The following is a 23,512-nucleotide window of genomic DNA, read 5'->3' on the forward strand; positions in this document are numbered from 1 at the left end:
TAAACATTAAACAACCATGTCAACATTTCAAAAATTTAAGGCGCTACATGCGTCTAATGAGCTTCTTGTTTTGCCCAATGCGTGGGATGCACGCAGTGCTATTGTATTTGAGCAGTATGGTTTTCCGGCGGTCGCCACATCGAGCGCTGCGGTGGCCAACAGTCTTGGTTATGAAGATGGCGAGAACATGAGCTTTGAAGATTACCTGTTTGTGATCAGACGTATACTCTCTTCAATCCACGTTCCTCTAACCGTAGATATAGAAACGGGCTATAGTGCAGACGATGATGCTATAGCTGATAATGTATTGCATCTGGCCGATCTCGGTGTTGCCGGCATTAACATTGAAGACTCTGTTATACACGGGGCCGAGCGCTCGTTAAAAGATGCTGCGCTTTTTGCCAGAACGATCAGTCATATTAAAAAGAGATTGAAGTCCAGAGGTATAGATCTCTTCGTCAACATTCGCTGTGATTGCTATATTCTCAATGTAGAAAACAAACAACAGGAGACTATCAGGCGATTGAAGCTCTACAACCCATCCGGAGCCGATGGCATTTTTGTTCCGTGTATACAGAATGAAAGTGATATAGCCGAAGTAGCAGCAAGTTCTTCACTACCACTCAACGTGATGTGTATACCCGGGCTTCCTGATCTTGATACCTTAAACCGCCTGGGCGTAAAGCGCGTATCGATGGGGCCGTTCATGTTCCATAAAGTATATGCCGGCATCAGCACATTAAGTAAGGCCATTGTTTCTTCGCGGTCGTTTACCCCGATTCTCTCTTAACACTATATATATTCATTCACCTTAAACAACAATAAGTATGAATTTACCCAAACGAGCAGAAGACGCTCACAAAACCCTGGCAGCAGCCTTCAACACCGGCGATGTACAAACGGTATTGAACATGTATGATTTTAACGGCATCATTGTGCCGGAACCTGATAAGCCTGTATCGGGTCGCGAGAAGTTTGAAGAAGCGATCAAGGCTATACTTTCCATCAAAGGTAAAATGGAAATCAATACCGTATACTGCTTGCAAACCAACGACCTGGCCGTGGGCCGATCGGAATGGAACATCACCGATGGCAACGAAGTAAAAGTAAGTGCCAAAGGTATAGAAGTAATGAAGCAGCAACCGGATGGTACGTGGAAGATTGTAATTGATCATGCCTTTGGTGCGCTGGAGAGTTTGACCATTACACGTTAAGCGGTTTAGCAGTTTCTGTGCGTAAATACAAAAATCCAATTACACAAAGGAGCACAAAGAAGGCACCGAGTTACCAAAGTCTTATGTCTCGATAACTATCGGAAGCGGATATTCGCAAATACACACTAACGATTTATGTTTCTTTGGTTCTTCTTTGCTGTCCTTTGTGTAGTTAGATTTGTAGTGCCTTACCGGAAACACGCTGCGGTGTGTTTATAGATATATAGTTCTTCTTCGCCTTGCTCAGCACACTAATTATTTTCCGGGGACTCTTCCATTCGAGCAGCCATACAAAGAATATGGTAATCCGGATCAGGCCGGATGACGTGATGAGCTTTGCTCCCAATTGTTTAATTGTATTTTCACGCGCTGCCATGCAGGCATCTTTGTCGGCACCTGTTTTTTCTGCTAAATCTTCGGCAAAGGCCCACGCACCATCGCGCGCATTGGTAATGCTGAACTGAATAAGCAACGATTCATTGGTGGCATGAAATCCAAACAACGACAGCAAGGGAGAAACGCGCTGTATACTTTGCATCACTTCAAATGTGAGTGAACCAATAATATCGTTAATGCGGTTAAAGTCTTTCCGGATTGTATCAACATCTGCATCGCCTACTGTTTGCACAGCGGCTATACCGAGATCAAAATTTATATGAGCACTCATGCCCAACAGCAGATGTTGTAAAACCAGCACAGTCATTTTTCGAGAGCTGTTCAGCGCTATTTGCCACGGGCCGGTGGGTTGTTCACCGGCACGCCAGAGGCTAACAGCATCCAGGTAGCGGTTGGCAAAGATCACATCAAACCGCTCCATGCGCGTGTCATCATCAAACTCACCACGCTGTATGGCGTCTCTTACCCGCTCTGTTACTTTCAGATACAGGCATGCAAAGAATCCAATCCTGCTATTGGATGTTTTACATTCTTCAATAAGCATCTTAAGGCGAACGATTACTTCTTCAATCGTCCCGGCCTCTTTTACAGGTTGCAGTACTTGCAGGTTCATAGCCATAGGTTACGTATACAATATAAAAGCCCATCCAATGCTACTACAGCATCCGGATGGGCTCCTGAAACCAAATATACTTCTTTTGTATGAAAATCCGTTAAGCGTTATGCGGCAACAGTTGCCTCCAATGTCTTTCACTTCAACATTCGCTGATCGATGTTCCCTGTTCTATGTTCAAAAGAATCGTTCAAGGTTCCAAGTAGGTTACTACTCATATTCTGTTAATTCCTAAATTCGCGCAACAATGTCAATACAACTACATATTCCCGATCACGTTCTGTACGAAGATGACTATATTCTTGTGCTGAACAAGCCTGCGGGGCTTATGGTAGAGCCTGATCGCAACGGACATCCGAACCTGCTATACCAGGTTCGAAAATACCTCAAAGCCAAGCTAACCGACACAGGAGAAGTATATGCGCAACACATTCACCGGCTCGATCGGCCCGTGAGCGGTGTTATCCTGTTTACCAAACAGCGAAGTGTACTAAAAAACCTGAGCGAGCAGTTTGCTCAACGTAACGTAAAAAAATATTACCAGGCGCTCACCACACATATACCACAGCAACGCGAAGGTATACTGCAGCACTGGCACCGAAAGGAAAAGAAAAAAGCCGCGATTGCGGATGAAGAATTTCCGTATGCCGAAAGAATCTCATTGTCATACAGCACCGAGCAGCTTTCAGAAAATAAAGTACTTTGGAATATTGAACTTCACACCGGCAAATATCACCAGATACGCGCACAACTGGCCTATGTAGGCTTCCCGATTATAGGCGATGCTCTATATGGTTCTACTATACCTTTCAAACCCGATGCTATAGCACTGCATGCCAGCAAACTGATATTCCGTCATCCGGAAACGGACGAAGTGCTGGAGTGTTCAAGTGCTGATGTGTTGAGGAACGGTGTTTAAGTGTGTTAGTGTTTACGTTCATTACGGAGAACAACGTAAACGTTACACCAATCGAACTTTAAACTTTAAACTTTAAGCTTTAAACTATTTCTTAACAATCTTAACCGACACAGTTTTTTCCTTTCCCTTTAGCTGCACTACGTAAGAACCTGCGGGATGATCTTTCATGGATATAGTCGTAGTATAGGTGTTGTCTGTACTACGCACCAGGGGAGCCGATGCTATTTCAACACCAAACGTATTGACGATGGAAGCTGATGTTAGCTGGCGCGATGCATCTACCGTGATCGTTACTTTGTCGGTTACAGGCACAGGGTATATTTTGATGGACTTGCTGGTTCCTTCCATACCCAAAATAACAACGTCTTTCATGCCGGATAACGAGCAATCACCTACGCGTACGGTAACGCTATAGCTACCGGACTCCACGGGTGTAAATGTTGGGGCGATTGCACCTTCAATCACTTGCCCGTCTTTATACCACTGGATGTTTTCAGTATAATTTATTTTCAACGTACCGGCTTCTTCTGCGATCACAACTTCCGGGGCTGGCTTATCAACACGTAACACGAAACGCTCGCTTCCTTTCGAAGCAGGGTCTGCCGTAATCTGGAAACTATAGGTCGGCTGTTGATTGAGTGCAACCACCTGGTTGAGGTAATGATCTTCCAAAGCCAGCGCAACCTCAGGCTGAAACGACTCCATTTCACTAAACTTCAATGTATAAAAACCGGGAGTAACATCTTCGATATTCAGATTGACCTTCGTATTGCATAGCAGCGATGGCATCGAATTTATGGAGAGCTTCTCATGATTTGCCGTGAGCGTTGAAAGATTGAATGACGAATTTTTTAATTTCCAGGCATCCACCTGTTCATCAAACCCGGCAGTGGCATCTTCGCGGAAATGTACCACGGCTTCATCATCAAAGAGTATATTTGACAACTTTACCCGTAACATGTTTTCGACAGCAGGTGCACGGAAAAATATAGCGGGCTGTCCGGCAGCTTTTACATTTTCATTCGCACGAAATACAGGACTCGCAGAAGCCTTTACCCAAAAGCCCTGTGCGGTGGCGATATACCGCGAGCCTCTGTTGGCTCCAACAGTTCCATTCCAGGTTGCATATCGTAATCCCGTGATATAGCCATTATCGGGTATATATATAGTACCGTTGATATTTGCTTTTGTCCAGCCGGAAGCCGCATTCCAATCGATTACCGATGGATATGGATTACCCACCAGGTTCCAGCCATCACTGGCGGCATTGCCCGATGATGTAAAGGAAACCGGGAATGAGATGGGTGTAACGTTACCTGTATTGATCACACCGCGCACATCCCACACAGGTGATGGCATAACATTTCCTCTTACGAAGGTAGCATACCCTCTGCCCGTTTGTAACTCTTCCGTATTTATCGATACCGGAAAGCTAACATAGCCATCGTTTATGTCTACTACACCATCGCCGTTTACATCTGTGGTGAATGATTCAATGTACGCAAACATCGACTGGTTGATAGAGCATCCAAAACATTTACTGGTACCAAGGAAAGGCCCGGTTACCGGTATCTCACCCTGTATATCGGCCACCGTTGCCTGCTGCACAGGCGATGCTATATATCTGAAAATCCTGCCATTGTTCTCGCCCTCAGTAATTGACATGTAGCGTTGCACGGTAACATCGCCATTTACCTGCGCACCGGCCGGTAACGTAGCAATTGCAGCATCGGCTATAGGATCATCCGATGTTGACAGCAGTGTAAATATAGCCGCATCACTTGCACCATCTGCGTCAAGCATGGCATTGGGCGCCAAGGTTAATATACCCTCAAGCTGTTCATTGCTTTCGATGCTTACGCCTGCATTGGATGCAGCATTGGTAATGTATATATCATTGAATGTAGCCGGAAAATCTCCGTTGATGAGTTGTGGTGTATCTGCAGCAGCCCCTGAAAATTTTACGGTACCATCGTTGTGATAGAAGGTGCCTTCACTGAATGTAAAATCACCTTTTACATCCAGCGTATCGCTTGTTGACCGAAACGTTGTACCTGTAATGGCCAGACTACCCGCTACCTGCACCAGCGCTGAACCTCCCTGAAATGTGCCACCGGTAAAGGTAGCATCTCCGTTTACGATAAAGCTGTGAGCTCCCTGATCGATCGTGCCGCTATAGTTTGCCTGCACATCCAGTGATTTTATATCGACCGCAGCATCTATTGAACAATCACCGTCATTGGCTCCGTCAAATATAACAACATCGCTGCTTCCGGGAACTGTAGCTCCGCCCTGGCCCCCCGGTGCAATAGACCAGTTAGCCCGATTGTTCCAGTTGGATAACGCGGGGGAAACCCAATACCGGTTTAAGGGTGAAGATGAAAGTGTCCACCAGGGGAACAGATCAGCCTGATCTACAACACTGGCGGTAACCGTATTGGTTGCTGTATTTACGGTAGATGTTGCCGAGAAATCTATCCACGAGCTTAGCGTGCTGTTCCACCGCTCGGGCTTTAGCTGCGACTCATCAATGGTATTGCCGGTAGCTGTATATTCGTCATCGCGATAGGTAAAGCTCAGTGATGACAGCGAAGGTTTAGCAGTATATCCCTGCGGGTTTATTTCCCAGAATCGGTCTACCGCGAAGGCAGACTGATCACCAGTCGATCCATCGAAATTGGTTACGCCCGGAGGAAGGCTGCCTGCGTTGTTCCAGTTCAATGTGCGATAGGTTGCAAAAAGAAAATAACCACTGCCTGTAGCATCCGAAGGTGTGAATGATACAGGAATATAGTCACCGCTATATCCCCAGGGTATAATATAGGTACCGGTAGATGTACCGATGTTCCACTTGATCATGTTACCGGCGCGCTCACTGGTAATATAGCCGCTGTTGCGCGTAATGGCATTGGCATTGGGATTATCAATCACAAGCATAGCGCCTTGTGAAATGGTCATAGTGGCACCGTTCAGCACCAGTCTTGCCTGCGCTTGCAGATCAGCAACGCTAATACATATAAAAATTGCCAGGATGAAAGCAGTTGACTTCCTCTCTATATATAGCATATAACATCAATTTCTATTCGGCGAATAACTTCTGTCAAAATTGTATACGTACGAAGAAGGCTATAACAGCAACGGACGGTCTAAACAAAGCACCACAATGGAATACAAAAGCTTGTTTGAACGATCTTCGATAACAACTACCGATGCCAGGCGATTTTACCACAGCGATCGGTACACCAGACTATACAACACGAACTATTACATTTCTTGGCCTCCAGGCAGATCAGTATATAAATATATAGAGGATTACTATTAAGTATGAAATAATGTTTAAACAATTCACCATACAAAAATTATTTAAGAACAACTTAGCGTTGCACACTATTTTCATTGACAAAAAAGATATACTTTAACATAAGCAAATCAGCAGTCCCTGATACAATGCTCTTGGCTATACATTCGGTTTGTACATGGAGTTTTCGTTTTAAGAAATCAAATACGTTAACATAAATCCCTCCGGCATGAAAAAGTTTAAATTGGTTATTTTACTCTACACAATCGGTTTTTCGGTGGGGCTGGCACAAAATATTGGTATAAATTCTACAGGTGCTGCGCCGGCTTCTTCTGCTATGCTTGATGTGTCGTCTACTAACTCAGGAGTATTGATTCCCCGTGTGGCGCTGACAGCCACAAATGTTACAACGCCAGTTACATCGCCCGTTACCAGTCTCTTGGTATATAATACAGCCACAGCCGGAACAGCGCCCAACAATGTTGTGCCGGGATACTATTACTGGAATGGAAGTGCATGGTCGCTGCTGATCGCAACCTCTTCAACGGGGCGTGTAGGTATTGGGAATACAAGCCCTACAGAAGCTCTGGATGTTACCGGTAATCTTCGGTTTAGCGGTGCATTGATGCCTAACAATCTGGCCGGTACATCCGGGTATATATTACAATCAGCCGGAACAAACACGGCTCCTACGTGGGTCTCTCCCTCTACATTTATAGGCAACACCGGCTGGGCACTCGATGGTAACAGCGTAGCCACTACACGCAGCCTCGGTACTACTTCCAACTTCGATCTTCCCTTCATCACCAACAACACTGAGCGCATGCGCCTTACTACAAGCGGAAATCTGGGGTTGGGCTCCAATACATTTGACGGCACGAATCCTGAAAAATTACTGGTGGATGCAGGAACAACATCTTCTTATAATTTAATGACAGGCAGAGGCAGCATTGATAATTACCTGCAGATAAACGTTAAGAACAATTCTGCCGGCGGTAGTGCTAGTTCGGATTTAGTAGCTACTTCCAACAACGGCTCAGAAACAACCAACTATGTAGATTTGGGTATAAATTCAGGAAGCTACACCAATGTATCATTCCCTGTACTGAGTGGTGCAAATACAGCCTATCTATACTCAACCGGAAACGACTTTGTAATTGGTAATGGAACTGCATCTAAACCGATTCGCTTCTTTACCGGTGGCTTTGCCACTGCCAATGAAAGAATGCGCATTGATGGAACCGGAAAAGTAGGTATTAACAAAACAACCCCCACAGAGGTACTCGATATAACCGGTAACTTCCGTTTTAGTGGTGCACTAATGCCTAATAATGCTGCAGGTACTTCCGGATTTTTATTGCAATCGGGCGGAACAGGTGCAGCACCTACATGGGTCTCTCCTTCTACCCTGGTAAGCACCAACGGCTGGGCACTGGATGGTAACAGCGTTGCTGCCGCACGCAACTTCGGTACTACTTCGAACTTCGATCTTCCTTTTATCACCAACAACACCGAACACATGCGCCTTACTACAAGCGGAAATCTGGGGTTGGGCTCCAATACATTTGACGGAACTAATCCTGAAAAATTACTGGTGGATGCAGGAACAACATCTTCTTATAATTTAATGACGGGCAAAGGCAGCATTGATAATTACCTGCAGATAAACGTTAAGAACAATTCATCCGGCGGTAGTGCGAGCTCGGATGTAGTAGCTACGTCAAATAACGGCTCAGAGACAACCAACTATATCGATATGGGTATAAATTCAGGAAGTTATACCAACACTTCGTTACCGATATTGGCCGGGGCCAATACAGCTTATCTATACTCCACCGGAACTGATTTTCTTATTGGTAATGGAACCGCTTCCAGATCAATGCGATTTTTTACCGGCGGATTTGCTACTGCCAATGAAAGAATGCGCATTGATGGAACCGGAAAAGTAGGTATTAATAAAACAACCCCTACAGAGGCACTCGATATAACCGGTAACGTTCGCTTCAGCGGGGCGTTAATGCCCAACAACAATGCAGGAACCGCAGGGTATATTTTGCAATCCAGCGGTGCGGGTACTGCTCCCAGCTGGGTAACGCCCGCTTCTGTTGTGGGGTCTGCTTCCTGGGCATTGGATGGGAACAACGTGACGGCTGTTCATTCCATTGGCACGACCTCTAATTTTGATCTGCCATTCATTACCAACAACACCGAAGCCATGCGCCTGACTAACACCGGAAGTCTGGCGATAGGCCCTACCGCTATTACCGATGAAAAAGTATTGATCGATGCAGGAACAACACAAACTGCATTGAATATAATAGGTGCCATAAACGACTTCCTCGAAGTAAATGTGCAGAACACTTCTAACGGAGCACTCTCCAGCTCTGATATTGTTGCCACCGCAAATAACGGAACCGAAAATTCGGTATATATAGACATGGGTATAAACAGTGCAGGATATGCCAACGGGAACAGTAACGTTTTAAATGGTGCGAACCTGGCTTACCTGTATGCGAATGCCAATGATTTTAAAATAGGAAATGGTACACCTGGAAAAGACCTTGTATTTTTTACCAACCCAACAGGTGGCACACTGGGAACCAATACGGCCAATGGTCTGGAAAGGGTGCGCATTACCACTGCCGGTTTTGTAGGTTTAGGCACCAACAATCCAAGCCACTTGTTACACCTCGGCAGTGACGATGCTGTGAAGCCCGGAGGCGGAAACTGGAGTTCGCCTTCTGACAGACGACTGAAAAAAGATATCATACCGTTTACAGACGGATTGAGCGTGATAAACAAGATCAAACCCGTATCATTCAAATATACCGGGGCCGCAGGCCTGCCGAATGATGGAAAGAGCTACGTTGGCATTATTGCACAAGAGATGCAGGAGATAGCCCCCTATACCATTGGCACCTTCCGCGACACGGAAACGAATACAGAGTATCTCAACTATAATTCAAATGCTGTTACCTATATATTGATCAACGCAGTAAAAGAACAGCAGGTGATTATCGATGGTCTTAAAAAACAACTGGAAGAACAGAATAAACGCCTCGAAGCGCTGGAGCGTAAATTAAAATAAAGAACTTGCTGGCAACTATACTTTATTCACTATGGCGGTATCAATACTTTTTCTGATCAAAGCGTTTTCAATTTCATTGCGATCCGTGGCATTTACCTGCGCACGGACACCAATGATAAGTTGAAGAAGCAGATAAATGATGAGAAGAAGTCTTTTAGCCATATACGGTTGTGTTAAACGTTACTCCGCAGTATTGAATAAATATAGTTGTCAGTTTTTATCGTTATAAATTCTATATAGCGATATTTCCTTTTTCCTGTAGGTGAAGCGCCCATTTTTCAAGAACGGTTACCAGCGCTTCTATCTTTATAGGCTTGCTCACGTAATCATCCATGCCAGCCTTCATACATTGATCCCAATCGCCCTGCATGGCGTTGGCTGTTACGGAGATGATCACGGGCTGGTGATATCGTTTTGAGCGGATCATGCGCGTAGCTTCGAGCCCGTCCATTTCCGGCATCTGCATATCCATCAGGATCAGATCGTAAAAATCCTCATCAAACTTCTCAATGGCTTCCAAACCATTCTGCGCAATCTCTACGTTGGTATATCCCAGCTTGTTCAGAATCCGGGTGGATAATTTCTGATTTACCGGGTTATCTTCTGCAATCAATATGCGCAGCGGATACTTGTTTGCAAACTCTTCTGACAATAATGGTTTGGCTGCAACGTCCGGAGCTGCTACCACTACCCGCTCTGCAGGGCGCAATGCAGCATATATAGCCTGTTGCAACGGCCGCTGTTTTATGGGCTTGCTAAGCACGGACGAGAACAAACCGGTATCCTGCATTTTATTTTCATCGCCAATAGAACTAAGCAGAATTACCGGAGCATCTGTGCGGCCCTCTTTTATGATACGCGTTAATTGCGCACCATCTATATCCGGCATTTGCATATCGGTTATAATGAGATCAAATTTTTCCGATGCCGAAAGTATATCCAGCGCCTGCTGCCCGGAGGATGCCTGTGTTGGTATAAGTTTCCATTGGGTGAGCTGGCTCTTGAGTATGCGCAGGTTGGTAGGATTATCATCTACGATCAATACCTTTTTATCATCACAGTCAATTGTAACAACATGCTGCACTTTGGTTAGTTCACTGCTGGCGGTACAGGTGATGGTAAAGGTAAAGGTGGTGCCTATACCGGATTCACTTTCAACATCAATGGCTCCGCCCATCAATTCTACGAGGCGCTGACTGATGACCAGCCCGAGGCCTGTGCCACCATACTTACGTGTAGTTGATGAGTCTACCTGCGTAAAAGCTTTAAACAACCGCGATAATTTATCAGCAGGTATACCGATACCTGTATCTTTTACCTGGAACGAGAGTGTCAGCGCATCGTTATGGGCACGCTGTAAATTTACACTTACAAAAACTTCGCCCTGGTGTGTAAACTTCATTGCATTCCCTACCAGGTTCAGCAGCGTTTGGCGTAGCCGATGACTATCGCTGATGATCTGCTGCGGTATTTGCGGATCGATATAGTATACCAGGTCTATGCCCAACTGAGCTGCTTTACCGGAGAACACATCCATAACACCTTCTATACATTGGCGCAGATCAAAGCTGTGATAATCAAGCTCAAAATTACCGGACTCTATCTTCGAGAAATCGAGTATATCGTTGATAACGGTGAGCAGTGCTTCGCCACTTCCGCGAATGGTGTTCGTATATTCGCGCTGCTCCGGTGTTAACGTAGTCTCTGCCAGCAGTGCTGCCATGCCGAGCACGCCATTCATAGGTGTGCGTATCTCGTGACTCATCGTAGCCAGAAATATACTCTTTGCCTGGTTGGCACGCTCTGCTTCCGTGCGGGCAGCCTCTGCATCTTCGCGCTGCTGTTGCACCTGATCATTGATCTGCTGCAGAAACCGGGCCTGGGCCTGCAACTGCTCGTTCAGCACCTGCATATCTTCGGCCTGTTCTTCCAATGCTTCCTTGCGCTGAATGGCTTCGGCCGTGCGTATCGCTACCTGCCGCTCCAGCTCTTCACGTTGTTGATTGATGCTGCGCATGCGCACCCCGGCTACTATCATCACAGCGCCGGCCACTATAAATATTACTGATGCGCCAAACCACCACGTTCGCCAAAACGGTGGCGTAATGGTAAGCTTCAATTGCCGGGCTTTTGTAGTCCAGTTGCCTTCACTGTCCATGCCCCTTACCTTGAAAGTATAATTACCCGGATCAAGGTTGGTATACGTTACACTGCGGCTGGTGCGTGTATGACTCCACTGTTTGTCAAATCCTTCCAGCATATAGGTATATACTTTCCGGTCGTTATCTATATAGTTGAGCGCTGCAAATTCAAATGAAATCACGTCACTGTTATAGGGTAATGTTATAGATTCTGTTTCGGTGATGCTCTTTACAAGCGGTGATACCTTGATGTTTTCTGCTATGGCAACCTTATCATCGAATAACCGGAAATCGGTTAAGATCATGGGCACTTCGTAATGATTGCTACTCGGATGCGCAATACTATCCGGATAAAACTCTATAAATCCGTTCTCCCCCCCGAAATACAGGGCGCCTGATCGGCTTTTCAGAAAAGCACTCTGTTTAAATTCTGTGCATTGTAAACCATCAGCGCTGCCAAAGTTGTGAAACCTGCGCGTGCGCGGATCAAGTTCTGATAAGCCATTATTGGTGCCGATCCATAAATTACCGCGATCATCTTCCACTATACCATACGTGGCATCGCTCGGCAAACCATCCGTTGTGTGGTAAACTGTAAATTTACCGGTATGTATATCAAAATAATTCAAACCCGACATGGTGCTGATCCACAGATTACCTTTTCTGTCTTCCAGTATCTGGTTCACCGAATTGTTGCTGATACTGTTGCCACTATCCTGATGCTGGAAGTGTATAAATTTTCCGGTAGCAGGATCGAGGCGGTCTAATCCGTTACCTTGTGTACCTACCCAGAGGTAGCCACGGGTATCTTCGTAGATCAGGTATACTTTGTTACCACCAATGCTATTCGGATCGTTTTCGTCATGTACAAAATGCGTAAAGGAATGGTCTTTCGGATTATAGAGATTAAGTCCGCCGAAGTATGTACCAATCCATATATTCTTGTTCCGGTCTTCATGAAACGTCCACACGTTGTTACAGTTGATACTGGTCGGGTCGTTCGGATCGTTTTTAAAATGCGTATAACTGTTTTTTGCCGGGTTATATACTGTAATGCCGCTGCCCCACGTACCGATCCAGAGATTACCATGACTGTCTTCTTCCACATGCAACACATAATCGCTGCATATACTGGCTGCGTTTCCGGGTTGGTGGCGAAAATGTTTGAACCTTCCGGTGCTTCGATCAAACTGGTCTAATCCGCCTCCGTCCGTGCCTATCCATATACTATTCCTGGAGTCTTCAAAGATATGCAGTACCTTATTACTGCTAAGGCTTTGTGGATTTGATGTGTGCCGGTAGTGTGTAAACCGCGAGCCATCTTTTCTGCACAGATTTATACCAGCCGAAAATGTACCTACCCACATGTTGCCGCGTAAATCTTTGTATATCGACCATATTGAATTTATACTCAGGCTTTCCGGGTCTATATCATCGTGATAGTATGAAACGAAAAATGAAGCATTGTGCTTCAGTATACTAAGTCCGCCATTTTCAGTCCCCACCCAGATATTACCTTCATCATCTTCGTTGATTGCCATCACAAAGTTGCTCGCCAGTCCATTTGCCTGAGTATAATGCTGAAAGCGATGGGATGTTGTATCCAGTTTATCCAGGCCACCGCCCTGCGTTCCAATCCAGAGCTGATGCTGGCGATCTTCGAAAATTACTTTTACAAAATTGTTCCCCAGCGATGCCGGGTTTTTCGCGTCATGGAAAAAATGCGAAAAAGTTTTACGTCTGCGATCAAAAAAATCTATACCCCCGGGCGTTCCTATCCAAATGTTGTGCTGGTGGTCTTCATATATAGCCGTAACAGAATTGCTGGCCAGGCTTGACGGATCAGCTTTGTTGTGCTTGTAGTGAATAAACGTATTCGCTTTGATATCATATACATCCAGACCACCGTTCTCGGTGCCAATCCACAAATGCTGCTCATGATCCAGCATAATGCTCTGCACCTCGTTATCTGAAATTGTATTGTTTTTTTTGGAATCGTGCTTGTATTGCGTAAAGTTCTCCTTGTCGCGATTGAATTTACTTATGCCTCCGCCAGACGTAGCCACCCATAAATTGCCCTGCGCATCTTCGGCTATAGCATTAATAAAATTATTACTCAGCGATTTCTTGTCTTTGGCATTGTTGCGGTACACCGAGAATGTATAACCATCATATTTATTCAAACCATCGCTCGTACCAAACCACATGAACCCGCGGCTGTCTTCATATATACATACCGCGTTGCTATGCGAAAGCCCTTCACGCTTGCCAAGGTGCGTAAAGTTCAAATCCTGTCCGCAAACAAAGGATTGTGTCCATACCATTACCAGCAGGGTAATAATGAAGGTATATACCCGATGGGCATTGGTAATCTTTACCGCTAACATGTTTGTTGTCGTTACATTATTGTTTCACTTTGATCTGCACCGCCCACTTTTCAAGCATGATCACGAGTTCATCCATGTTTACCGGCTTGCTGATATAATCTTCCATTCCGGCCTTGATACATTCCTCGCGATCGCCCTGCATGGCGTTTGCTGTCATCGCTATAATAACGGGCTGGTTTTCGAGACACACACGAATCATGCGGGTTGCTTCCAGTCCATCCATCTCCGGCATCTGAACATCCATTAAAATGATGTCGTAATTTTCTTTACTTACTTCTTCCAGCACTTCTTTACCATTCTCGGCTATATCCGGATCGTATCCTAATTTACCGAGTATGCGCATAGCCAGTTTTTGATTCATGCGGTTGTCTTCGGCAATGAGAATGCGCAACGGGTATTTCTTTGCAAAATCAGCAGTAAGCTTCGGTTTGGCCGGTGCTTTATCTACCATCGATGCATCGCCTCTATTCAGCAAGGCACTGAGTATATGCTGACTTAATTTCTCCTGGCGGATTGGTTTGCTCACGGCCGAGCTGAATATATCCGGATGTTTTTTGCTGCTTTCATCGCCACCTACGCTGATCAGTACAATAGGCAGTGTGGGATAAAGCTGACGCACCGTTTGCGACAATACCATACCATCCATACCCGGCATTTGCATTTCTACCAGTACGAGATCTATATCCGAACCGTGCGACAGTATCTCGATAGCCTGTGCGCCCGACTCAGCTACTACCGGCACCAGTTTCCAGTAGGCGATCTCTTCTTTCAACACGTTGCGCAGTGTAGCGTTGTCTTCTACAATAAGAACTTTCTTTCCTTCCACGCCTACCATATCAGGGTTACTGCGCAACTCGTGTGTTCCTTTATTAACCGGTATATTGAATTTTACAACCGTACCTTCGTCCTCCCAGCTTTCTATACCAAATGTACCTCCCATGATGTCTACAAGGCGATTGCAGAGGAACAATCCGATACCATTTTGCTGCGCACCCGATTGTGTAATGGTACTCATGATATAGCGGAGCTCCCGGTCAGATATACCTATACCGGAGTCGCGCACTTCAAAGCCCAGGTCCATCACACCGTTGGCATCTTCATTACGCACCCATACTTCAACAAAGATCTCTCCCTGCTTGGTGAATTTTACTGCATTCTCTACCAGATTCGTCAGCACCTGGCGCACGCGCAAGTTATCGCCGATGATCTGTGCAGGAATGCGATGGTCTACCTGGTATATAAGTTCTATATCTTTTTGTGCAGCCTGCGTGGCAAAAATATCGAACACTTCTTCGATAGCATTACGAAGGTCGAAATCCTTCTGCTGCAGCTCTGCTACGTTAGACTCTACTTTGGCATGCGCCAGTATATCGCTGAACAATATATCATTGATAACGGTAAGCAGGCTCTCACTGCAATTGCGGATGGTATCGTTAAAATCGCGCTGCTCGTTGGTGAGCGATGTTTCCGATAGCAACGTAACCATGCCCATAATACCATTCATAGGGGTGCGTATCTCGTGGTTGATACGGCTCAATAAATCTTTCTTGGAATGTTCTACTTCCACACGTTCTGCCAAAATCTTGGCTTCTCTCTTGCCTGCATAAAGCAGTAGTTCAGACTTCTCATTCAGCTGGCGCATCAGCTCCAGCTTCTGGTGTTTTAACCGGTTTAATTTTACAGTAAAGAAGATGGTTATAATACTCAGCGCCCCACCCACTATGGTAATCTGCAACCAAAGGGGAGCCTGGCAAAAGAGATCAAATAATGCTATAGTAAGAACAGAAGTCATTATCATTTTTGATGTTAGGCTTTCTTGTTACTACCGATACCCAGATTTATACCGAGCACAAAATACCGGCTGCTGCTAAATGTGCTGAAGCTATAGATCGGTACAGTCCACTTTCCAAAAGAAAAACCTACTACAGCTCCCTGCTCCAACTGATTGGCATTGCCTTGCAACATGTGCGTATGCTGCATGCTCAGGCCAAAATACAACCAGGGCGACACTTCATATCCCAGCTCTGACCAACTGAACCAAAAATCACTCTCCGGGTTGCCGGGCGAAAATGTATACTGCGCTTGCGATGAAAAGAAAAGATTCTTCAGATCCATGGCCACATTCACACCGGTGGATGCGCCCCTGAACTCGCCAAATACAGAACCTAATATAGGAGTAAATGAGTAATTAAACTTCTTATGTGTGCCTTCAAATGTTTTTCCGGCATAAAGCGAAAAAGTATTGTTCTCTTCATAGTTATACCTCGCTTCGGCATACCAGTTAGAACGTGTTTGATAGCTAACGATGGGCACAAACTCCACCGGCTTCTGCTTTTGCACATAATAGTATTGCTCAAGTCCCGTTTGTGCCAACACATGTGTTGCACCAAAGACTATATATACCAACGCTATGCTAACGATACTACTTTTCATTTTCTATTACAATTAGTTCCGCTGTGGCCAGTTTATTCAGTAACGAGATGTCTTTCAGGTGTGGATTCCAGTAAAAGATAAGCAGATCAATCGGCCGCCAAAGAAGCACCCAGCTAAAGATGTCGAGGCTGTTGGCGAAGGCAGTGTGAAGACGGTTATGTTCATCCAGGAACATAGGCACAAAACCCTGACAGATCAGTACCATGAGCAAGCTGATGCCTAACAACATCCAGCTTCTGGTTTTAAATCGCTTGAACTCCTTCTCGCGCATTTCCTTTTTTTTCTGGTAATGTGCGCGAATGGCATACATCAGCGGTTGTGCATATTGCTTGTCGATCTCGCTGATACATTTGAATTTGTAAAATATAGCGGAGTATCGTTTGGCCGTGAGAACCGATGTCTCAATATATTCCTCCAACTGGTGACTCAGCTGACGTTTGTAAATGGGAGCCGGATCGTGGCTATTAAAGTAATTATTAATAGTCTGACGATCTATCGTAAGAAATATATTGATTTTGTCTGCTGCAGACTCGTCCATAGAAAATTCCTGTTAGCTAAACGAGTTATACTATATTCGCTAATTGCTGTGTTGCAGGCTCACGATAATATCGCGACACACCCGGTCGAGCTGCGCGGCTTGCTCTGCATGGCTTACATCTGCTTTCAGTATCTCCACAATTTCCAACAGTTCCTTGTCTTCAAGCATTTCCAGGGTGGCTTTAATCTTGTGGCATACTTTATGAAACGCCACATCATCTTTTTGTTTGCTGGCAACGGCCAACACCTGCTGCATTTCCAACAGGTTGTCGATCATCAGTTCTGTGATCTCCTTTTTGAAATCAGGATCACCATCGGTGAAAGCATCAAAATCAATAAACAGTGGTCGGTAAGAGTCGGTCGAATTTTTGAGAGTTCTCATAACGAGTGGCTTGTTTTATAGAACAAAGATGCAGGCTCTGGGTGGGGTACAAATCAGGGGAATCCTGATTTTCAAAAAATCAGAATTTACGAGGCTTCATAATGCACTACATCAATGGCTAAAGTATATATCTGCTATAGTGTGTAATTTTTTCCTCTATGCTTGCGAAGTTTTCAGGGAAACTGCCTTTTTCAGCGCAAATGAACAGGGTGATATTCTCACGGGAATCATATCATGCGCTATGCGATCAGTATTTGTCTTAGCAGAATCAGGGAATTGCTGATAAGGCTCTCAGGGAGCATATTCAAATGATTAAACTGCTATCGTTTAAACATCGGTTATTCATTGAATATGTTTAACCATGCGAGCCTATTTTACAACGTTCGAATAAATTTTTCCAACGAATCCTCTTCGCTCAATTCAAAACGCTTCCGTAATCTGTTCCGCGATTTTTTAACGCTTTGTTCGGATATGCCCAATGTGTTGGCAGCTTCTTTCATTGACAGACTAAGCTTGATTAATGCCGATAATCGTAATTCTGAAGAAGTAATTTCCGGAAACCGGAACCGAAGATTCGCAAAGAAAAGCGGATATACCGCCTCGAAAGTTTTTTTGAACTTTTCCCAATCATCTTCCGTGAGAATGGTTGTGTTCAATACTTCATTGTAATTAGCCAGTTTCTCCTGGTCAATACCGTTGCTCGTTACTTTGCTCGATTCGATCTCTTCGTTCAAACGTGCAATCAATTCTGATTTTTCCAGCAGACTTTTGGTATACAGATCCAATTGTTCATGCCTGGAGCGCATTAGCTCTTCATTTTGCTCTGCCAACACAAAACTTTGCTTTTGCAGCACATCATTTTGCGTAATGATCTCTTCATGCTGTGCCAGTATTTCATCGTGCTGCGCCTGCAGTAAATCTCTGGCAGCTTCAATTTCTTTTGTGCGTTCCTGTATGCCCCGCTCCAGCTCTTGATTATGATTAATCAGCAAAATCGATTTTTCAACCTCCGCTTTTCGCAACGCTACTTCATACTTGAATTTCTGATACGTATGATACGTGGTAATCACCAATGTAGGCACAGCGATAAAAAACAGGATTGCCTGCAACAGGTAATTATTTCGCTCAGCTTCGCGATAGCGTTGTTTGGCGCGCTCGGCGATACGATCTTCAAAAGCATTAATATCTTTTACTACAGCATCATACTGCAGGTATAGACGATAGCCGCGATCTTTATTGGCCAGCTTCATGAATTTTTCGGTTTCATGCTGGTGCAGAAGCTCCACTAAATGCAGGTTAAGATTAGCATACGATTCAACCGAATCGCGCAGGCGGTTAAACTCTTTCAGATTGTATCCCTGCTTTTGCAAAGCGAGGGCTGCCACATTAAACAGTGAGTCTTTTGCATGTAATGCGATATATAACGGGAAGAGGTATTTCTCTTCTTTAAAGAGCGCAAAGCTCCGCACACCCAGATCTATGTTGTGAATGATCTCGATAGCAAAATGCGATACGGTAATTTTTATTCTTTCAGCTTCCAGCTGCTGTACCCGATTCTCCTCAATGATTGTGTTATTGTAAAGTGTAACCAAAAAGTTTACAACAAACAACACCGTAATCACTCCGATGGAGATGCGAATAAGCCATTTACTGAACCGTTTCACGAGTAGATAGATTTCACATTATAAGTTAAGCAATAAAAACCGGCAGCAACAAACTTTCCGGATATCCCAATCAAAAAGTTTTTGCCAAATATTACACGTAATCCACGCGTAAATAGCGCTGCCGGTACTTTGTAATTTATCCTGCACGACTATTCCATGGCCTGCGTTCAATGGACTTCGCCAGCTACCATATTTTTCTTTAGCGGAAGATTAATCCTTCAAAAAGTAAAGATTATTCAAAAAGTAAATTCTGTTCTATTCATTCCTCGCTACTGCAAATAAATTGCCCTGAGATATCAATATTATGCAACCTTATTCACTGAAAGACCTGGTTATCTATTTTCTGAAACTTGGCACATGGGGTTTTGGTGGCCCGGTGGCACTGGTAGGTTATATGCATCGCGATCTTGTGGAGAACAAAAAATGGATCAGCGAAGATGATTACAAAGAAGGACTCGCCTTATCGCAGCTTGCACCAGGACCACTGGCTGCACAGCTCGCTATATATCTGGGCTATGTTCATTACCGGTTAAAAGGTGCCACGCTTGCAGGCATTGCGTTTGTGCTTCCCTCCTTCCTGATGGTAATTGTTATCGGGTATATCTATACACTCTACGGCGGACTCTTTTGGATGCAAGCTGTATTCTACGGTGTTGGCGCGGCGGTAATCGGCATCATTGCCCTGGGAAGTTATAAGCTTACTACCAAGAATCTCGGTAAAGACATGTTGCTCTGGAGTATATTTGTAGTGCTTGCCATGGTAACCTTCGTAACGGAAGAAGAATTACTGGCCGCCATGTTAATAGCAGGTGTCGTTGTGTGGTTCGTTAAAGCACCGCCACGAGGGTTCTCTTCCGCTGCAAATGGATTTATACCTGCATTTCTGTTACAACTGCAGCCGGTAGCAACATCTTCCAGGCTTGCAGAGATCGCCTGGTTCTTTACCAAAGCCGGAGCTTTTGTTTTTGGGAGCGGCCTTGCCATTGTTCCGTTTTTATATGGAGGAGTAGTGAAAGAATACCACTGGCTCACCGAACAGCAGTTTCTTGATGCAGTAGCCGTAGCGATGATCACTCCGGGGCCGGTAGTGATTACTGTAGGATTTATCGGCTATCTGGTAGCTGGTATACCAGGTGCCTGCATAGCAGCACTCGCCACGTTTGTACCTTGTTACTTGTTTACAGTTATACCAGCACCTTATTTTAAAAAGTACGGAAAACACCCGGCTATAAAAGCATTTGTAGATGGCGTAACCGCTGCGGCAATCGGCGCCATTGCAGGCGCTGTACTGGTGCTGGGCAAAAGAACGCTAACCGATATTCCAACACTGGGTATGGCTGCTGCAACAATTGCAGTATTGACTATATTTAAAAAAATTCCAGAGCCGCTCATTATTATTGTTGCGGCACTTGCAGGTATACTTTTTAAAAACATACTATGAACCGCTCCGAATTCATCAAAACATCAGCGTTGCTGGGCATACTGCCTGCCAACAGTGTATTTACGGAAAGCCTGCAACAAACAGGCATGGACAAGCTCACCGATAAAGATGGCAACTTCGCTTTGCAACCTTTGCCCTATACTGAAAATTTTCTGGAACCCGCCATGGACCAGGAAACGGTACATCTGCACTATACATTTCATCATGGCGATGCCGTAAAAGCTGCCAATAAAGATCTGCAGATGATTAAACAGGCGGTAGATCAAAACAATCTCGACACTGTTGATTACTGGACTAAAAAGTTATCCTTTCATTTGTCATCGCATATTCTTCACACTATCTTCTGGACGAACCTCACCAACAAGAAGAGTGATCCATCCGGTAAATTATTAAAGCAGATTGAAAAAGACTTTGGTTCCTACGATAAGCTCAAAACACTGATTGCCAAAACTTCCAAAGGTGTTGATGGAAACGGCTGGGGTATAGTAGGGTATCAGCCTTATACTGATAAGCTCACGGTGTTGCAATGCGAGAATCATGAAAAGCTCACGCAGTGGGGCGTCATTCCTTTGCTTGTCATTGATGTGTGGGAACACTCCTACTATTTAAAATACAGAAATCGCAGGGCCGAATTTGTAGACAATCTCTTTCCCATTGTAAACTGGGATAATGTAGCTGAACGATTAAATATAGCATTAAAGATCAGCACCTGACGTTATACGCTGCTGCTCCTTCATTCAAAGTCCTGCACGTGCAGGACTTTTTTTATTTATAAATACCAGCTCGTTTTTCTTTCTAATCAAAAGCATCATACAATGTGTTCCGTTTTATACAAGTGTAGCCAGGGTGGCTGTACTAGTTTTGCTCAACAAATTATAAACAGCAAAACAACAACTGTATAAAAGCAAGCAAATTTCTTATTTCACTCCTGGTCGGTTTGATCACCGCATGGCTATGCGGATGCAGCATAGCGCTCTCTGAAAACAGCTCCAACCTGGAAGAAGCTAAAAAAGCAATTGCAGCCAGCAACGACATTTACTTTCAGGCTTTCGCGAAAGGTGACTCATCCATTTTTATAGAACGCTATGCGGAAGACTGCTGCATTATGCCGCCCGGTACACCCGCCTTGTGTGGTATAGATGCCGTTGCCAAATTCTTTCGGGTCGCATACGATCAGATCGGCTTACGCAATGGAAAATTCATCACCATGCAGCTATATGGCTCAGGCGATGGATTTGTTACCGAAGAAGGATTATGGCAATCGTTCGATGCCAGCAACGTGATGTTCGATGATGGTAAATTTCTCGTGCTCTGGAAGAAAACAGACAAAGGCTGGAAAATGTATCGCGATTCATTCAGCAGCAATCATGGGAACTAGTTTTTAACTTTATTCCCAGTGCAGGCACAACGCTAGCACTACCTGCCGCCAGCATTGCAAAATGTTAGCGGCAGGTCGCCCGTGAGATGTATATATATATTTCGGCCATGCAAGAATCTTTTACTTCCTGTTTTTTCTGAGCACATTGTCAACGAGTGGCAGATTTATATACCAGCATCCAAATAATCAGCTGACATAAAAACGGATGGTTCCTTTCACGAAACCATCCGGAGAAACATTGATTCTTAAAATTATGCTCTTGCTAGTCAGGTCGTAACGGTCTGACTAAGCATCTTTTCAAGGTATTGCTTCAGCGATGTGCCGGTAATGTAAGTCCATCCTTCCACAAAGTTCTTTCTTGCAAAGTCCTCGCTTGCCGGGAATGTTTCGAGGCCTGCGTGCGTAAGCTTTAACCGCGTCTGGTTGCCTTCTTTGAAAAGCTCAAATGTTACCAGCGAGTTTCCTTCATAACCTTTGTAACGCCAGCTATAACTAAGCTTCTGGCCTTTCACTACATCGGTTACTTTACAAAGGTGTATAAATTCTTTACCATCCTTACCTTTGGCTGTAAACTGAAACTCAAATCCTACTTCAGGTTTGAACTCCGCCAGGTCAAAGTACCATTGCTTCATTTCATTCTTATCCGTAAGGGCTTTCCAGACCGACTCCACGGGTGCATTGTAAGTGCGTTCGATGACAAAAGGAGTATTATCCATAAGTATCTTGTTTATGTTAAAAGGTTATTGAAATATATACTTTAGCGTTGCGCTACATTTTCGCCGGTCATTAATGCGAGTCGCTCTTCGAGGCGATCTACCGTCTGGTTTCCTCCTTCTATAGCGTGGAACTCGCGCACCACAAAATCACGGGCTTCCCGGGTGGGGAAGATGCTGTTCATGGTAAGCCTGGTTTTGTCTCCCAGCTCTTCGAAGGTAACCACTACTTCAAATTGTGAAGCATCATTCGGATCGCCTGATCCATGCGTATAGGCCAGCCGTTCAGGCTTTGCTATTTCCTTAAAAACAATCAGGTTAGGATAATCCACACCGTCAGGTCCGTGCATGACAAACCGCCACTGACCACCAACACGCAGATCATACTCAAGAAACGTGTTGGTAAATCCCTTAGGGCCCCACCATTGAAGAAGATGCTGCGGATCGGTCCAGGCTTCAAACACGAGCTCACGCGGAGCCTGAAGAATGCGGGTAATCACGACCGAGCGTGCAGCCATATCGTTGTTGCTTTCATTTTTTGTTGCCATGCTTTCTCTTTTGTTTTTGTAGATTGTTCAGATATACTTCCAAAGAATCCAGTTTCTCAGTCCAGAACTTGCTATACTGCTCTACCCAGTCCGACACTTGGTTTAATTTCTCTAGCCGCGCTTCGCAATAACGCTCCCGTCCCTGCTGTTTAATTACAATAAGTCCACATTCGGTCAGGATCTTGATATGCTTTGAAATAGCTGGTCGGCTCACATCAAAATTCTCTGCCACAGCATTTAAGTTCAGTGATTGGCGTGCAATCAGATTGATAATTTCCCTCCGGGTGGGGTCTGCTATAGCCTGAAATACGTCTCGTCTCATGTATTATATGTAACTGATCGGTTACAAATTTAAATGAA

General features: G+C 44.8%; 19 protein-coding genes. 7 read left to right on the forward strand and 12 right to left on the reverse strand.

Features of this window, described 5'->3' with window-relative positions; translation table 11 throughout:
• The first annotated feature begins 16 nt into the window (after positions 1-16).
• On the forward strand, positions 17-790 hold the full coding sequence (locus V7Q33_RS15760) for an isocitrate lyase/PEP mutase family protein (RefSeq protein WP_333820449.1): 774 nt from the start codon (positions 17-19) through the stop codon (positions 788-790).
• Between the two features lie 37 nt (positions 791-827).
• The gene (locus V7Q33_RS15765) at positions 828-1,214 is read left to right on the forward strand and encodes a YybH family protein (protein WP_331975385.1); all 387 of its coding nucleotides are present in this window, start codon (positions 828-830) and stop codon (positions 1,212-1,214) included.
• Between the two features lie 172 nt (positions 1,215-1,386).
• Here the strand turns inward: V7Q33_RS15765 and V7Q33_RS15770 are convergent, their stop codons facing one another.
• Complete coding sequence (locus V7Q33_RS15770) at positions 1,387-2,223, reverse strand: DUF5995 family protein (RefSeq protein WP_333820450.1); 837 nt, start codon at positions 2,221-2,223, stop codon at positions 1,387-1,389.
• Positions 2,224-2,470: 247 nt separating this feature from the next.
• Here V7Q33_RS15770 and V7Q33_RS15775 point away from each other — a divergent pair, with 247 nt between their 5' ends.
• On the forward strand, positions 2,471-3,142 hold the full coding sequence (locus tag V7Q33_RS15775) for an RluA family pseudouridine synthase (protein ID WP_333820451.1): 672 nt from the start codon (positions 2,471-2,473) through the stop codon (positions 3,140-3,142).
• Between the two features lie 84 nt (positions 3,143-3,226).
• Here the strand turns inward: V7Q33_RS15775 and V7Q33_RS15780 are convergent, their stop codons facing one another.
• A complete protein-coding gene (locus V7Q33_RS15780) occupies positions 3,227-6,208 on the reverse strand; it encodes a T9SS type A sorting domain-containing protein (protein ID WP_333820452.1) in 2,982 nt (993 codons plus the stop codon).
• A gap of 461 nt (positions 6,209-6,669) precedes the next feature.
• Between V7Q33_RS15780 and V7Q33_RS15785 the strand changes: the two genes are divergently transcribed.
• Positions 6,670-9,528, forward strand: coding sequence for a tail fiber domain-containing protein (locus V7Q33_RS15785; protein WP_333820453.1), 2,859 nt, complete (start codon positions 6,670-6,672; stop codon positions 9,526-9,528).
• 15 nt (positions 9,529-9,543) lie between these two features.
• Here the strand turns inward: V7Q33_RS15785 and V7Q33_RS15790 are convergent, their stop codons facing one another.
• The 7 genes from V7Q33_RS15790 to V7Q33_RS15820 form a co-directional block, all read right to left on the reverse strand.
• Positions 9,544-9,690 (reverse strand): hypothetical protein, encoded by a 147-nt coding sequence (locus tag V7Q33_RS15790; RefSeq protein ID WP_331975377.1) that lies wholly within the window; start codon positions 9,688-9,690, stop codon positions 9,544-9,546.
• A 70-nt stretch (positions 9,691-9,760) separates the two neighbouring features.
• A complete protein-coding gene (locus tag V7Q33_RS15795) occupies positions 9,761-14,056 on the reverse strand; it encodes a hybrid sensor histidine kinase/response regulator (protein ID WP_333820454.1) in 4,296 nt (1,431 codons plus the stop codon).
• A gap of 16 nt (positions 14,057-14,072) precedes the next feature.
• On the reverse strand, positions 14,073-15,848 hold the full coding sequence (locus tag V7Q33_RS15800) for a response regulator (RefSeq protein ID WP_333820455.1): 1,776 nt from the start codon (positions 15,846-15,848) through the stop codon (positions 14,073-14,075).
• A 14-nt stretch (positions 15,849-15,862) separates the two neighbouring features.
• Entirely contained in the window at positions 15,863-16,489 is a 627-nt protein-coding gene (locus tag V7Q33_RS15805; RefSeq protein ID WP_331975371.1) for a hypothetical protein, read from the reverse strand.
• Positions 16,479-17,027, reverse strand: a complete 549-nt coding sequence (locus V7Q33_RS15810) for a hypothetical protein (RefSeq protein WP_331975369.1) — start codon at positions 17,025-17,027, stop codon at positions 16,479-16,481. Before V7Q33_RS15810 ends, V7Q33_RS15805 begins: the two co-directional genes overlap by 11 nt.
• 39 nt (positions 17,028-17,066) lie before the next feature.
• A complete protein-coding gene (locus V7Q33_RS15815) occupies positions 17,067-17,408 on the reverse strand; it encodes a hypothetical protein (RefSeq protein WP_331975367.1) in 342 nt (113 codons plus the stop codon).
• A 374-nt stretch (positions 17,409-17,782) separates the two neighbouring features.
• Positions 17,783-19,072: a helix-turn-helix transcriptional regulator gene (locus V7Q33_RS15820; RefSeq protein ID WP_333820456.1), complete on the reverse strand. Its 1,290-nt coding sequence runs from the start codon at positions 19,070-19,072 to the stop codon at positions 17,783-17,785.
• Between the two features lie 304 nt (positions 19,073-19,376).
• Between V7Q33_RS15820 and V7Q33_RS15825 the strand changes: the two genes are divergently transcribed.
• The 3 genes from V7Q33_RS15825 to V7Q33_RS15835 all read left to right on the forward strand — a co-directional run bounded on the left by V7Q33_RS15825 (position 19,377) and on the right by V7Q33_RS15835 (position 21,891).
• Positions 19,377-20,513, forward strand: a complete 1,137-nt coding sequence (locus V7Q33_RS15825) for a chromate transporter (protein WP_333820457.1) — start codon at positions 19,377-19,379, stop codon at positions 20,511-20,513.
• Entirely contained in the window at positions 20,510-21,226 is a 717-nt protein-coding gene (locus V7Q33_RS15830) for a superoxide dismutase (RefSeq protein ID WP_331975361.1), read from the forward strand. Before V7Q33_RS15825 ends, V7Q33_RS15830 begins: the two co-directional genes overlap by 4 nt.
• Before the next feature lie 224 nt (positions 21,227-21,450).
• On the forward strand, positions 21,451-21,891 hold the full coding sequence (locus V7Q33_RS15835; protein ID WP_333820458.1) for a YybH family protein: 441 nt from the start codon (positions 21,451-21,453) through the stop codon (positions 21,889-21,891).
• A 266-nt stretch (positions 21,892-22,157) separates the two neighbouring features.
• Here the strand turns inward: V7Q33_RS15835 and V7Q33_RS15840 are convergent, their stop codons facing one another.
• The 3 genes from V7Q33_RS15840 to V7Q33_RS15850 are packed head-to-tail and all read right to left on the reverse strand — an operon-like array spanning position 22,158 to position 23,474.
• On the reverse strand, positions 22,158-22,607 hold the full coding sequence (locus tag V7Q33_RS15840) for an SRPBCC family protein (protein ID WP_331975358.1): 450 nt from the start codon (positions 22,605-22,607) through the stop codon (positions 22,158-22,160).
• Positions 22,608-22,648: 41 nt separating this feature from the next.
• Positions 22,649-23,152, reverse strand: a complete 504-nt coding sequence (locus V7Q33_RS15845; RefSeq protein ID WP_331975356.1) for an SRPBCC family protein — start codon at positions 23,150-23,152, stop codon at positions 22,649-22,651.
• On the reverse strand, positions 23,136-23,474 hold the full coding sequence (locus V7Q33_RS15850) for an ArsR/SmtB family transcription factor (RefSeq protein WP_331975354.1): 339 nt from the start codon (positions 23,472-23,474) through the stop codon (positions 23,136-23,138). Before V7Q33_RS15850 ends, V7Q33_RS15845 begins: the two co-directional genes overlap by 17 nt.
• Positions 23,475-23,512: the final 38 nt, after the last annotated feature.

It is taken from the genome of Ohtaekwangia sp. (assembly GCF_036786105.1).
Classification (GTDB): domain Bacteria; phylum Bacteroidota; class Bacteroidia; order Cytophagales; family Cyclobacteriaceae; genus Ohtaekwangia.